Genomic DNA, 1,401 nt, shown 5'->3' with positions numbered 1-1,401 from the left:
GGCTCTCCTGCCGTATGTGTGGGTGCCCTGAGCTGCCCCGATACGGGAAACACGCCGTCTCCTGTGATCCTTGAGGTGTCTAGGCTCAAGTTGGATCAAGCAGGAAAACGGCGTGTCCCTCTTCAGGATATGGAAGCGGACGCTGACGGCCGAACACACGGTGGTCGAGGGCGTCCGGATCGATGAAAACGAACGGTGCGTGATCGTGTCGGTACGGCCCGATGCGCGCCGTCGGCAGCGGTGCGGGATCTGCCGGCGCCCGGCGCCCTGGTACGACACGGGACGAGGCCGGCGCCGGTGGCGGGACCTCGACCACGGCGTGATGCGTGTGTTCCTCGAGGCGGCCGCGCCGCGAGTGACCTGCCGCGAGCACGGGACGACCGTCGCCGCGGTGCCCTGGGCCCGTCACGGCGCCGGGCATACCCACGCCTTCGACGCCCAGGCGGCATGGATGGCCGCCGAGTGCTCCAAGAGCGCGGCCGCGCAGCTGATGCGCACCTCCTGGCGGACCATCGGCGCGATCGTCGAGCGATACGTCGCCGACCGCGACCGGCTGGTCGACCGCCTCTCAGGGCTGCGACGGATCGGCATCGACGAGATCAGCCACCGCAAGGGGCAGAAATACATGACGGTCGTCGTGGACCACGACACCGCGAGGGTGGTGTGGATGGCCGAGGGGCACGGCAAGGACGTCCTGCACCGCTTCTTCAACGCCCTCGGCAAGCGGCGCACCGCCAAACTCACGCACATCAGCGCCGACGGCGCGGTCTGGATCGCTGAGGTCCTGGCCGACCGGGCCGCGTCGGCGGTGCGCGTGATGGACCCCTTTCACGTGATCGCGTGGGCCACCGACGCCCTGGATGCCGAACGCCGTGCCTCGTGGAACCGCGCCCGCCGCCAGGCCGCCGACCCGGACACCGCCCGGGCGCTGAAAGACTCCCGCTTCGCGCTGTGGAAGAACCAGGCAGACCTCACCGATCGGCAGGCCGCGAAACTCACCTGGATCGCCGCCACCGATCCCCGCCTGCACCGCGCTTGGCGCTTGAAGGAGGCCCTCCGCGCGGTATTCACCCTGGCCAAGACCCGGCCCACCGCCGCTCTGTCCGCTCTGGACCGCTGGATCGGCTGGGCTCGCCGCTGCCGCATCGACAGCTTCGTCGACCTCCAGCGCCGCATCCGCCGCCACCATCAGGCGATCCGTGCCGCCTTGACCACCGGCATGAGCAACGGACTGATCGAGAGCACGAACACCAAGACCCGCCTGATCATCCGACGCGGCTTCGGCTTCCACACCGCCGACGCCATCATCGCCCTCGTCATGCTCACCCTCGCCGGCGACCGCCCCACCCTCCCCGGCCGCCAACCCGCCACAGAATGACCCACACATACGGCAGGAGAGCC

At 69.7% G+C, this 1,401-nt stretch carries 1 protein-coding gene; it reads left to right on the top strand.

Annotated elements, in window-relative coordinates:
• Positions 1-112 precede the first annotated feature (112 nt).
• Entirely contained in the window at positions 113-1,378 is a 1,266-nt protein-coding gene (locus AB0M27_RS47825; RefSeq protein WP_365732464.1) for an ISL3 family transposase, read from the top strand.
• The last annotated feature ends 23 nt before the right edge of the window (positions 1,379-1,401 follow it).

The sequence above is a fragment of the Streptomyces sp. NPDC052107 genome, assembly GCF_040680215.1.
Classification (GTDB): Bacteria; Actinomycetota; Actinomycetes; order Streptomycetales; family Streptomycetaceae; genus Streptomyces.
The sequence above is the reverse complement of the archived record's forward strand: the minus strand, read 5'-3'. Positions and strand labels throughout refer to the sequence as shown.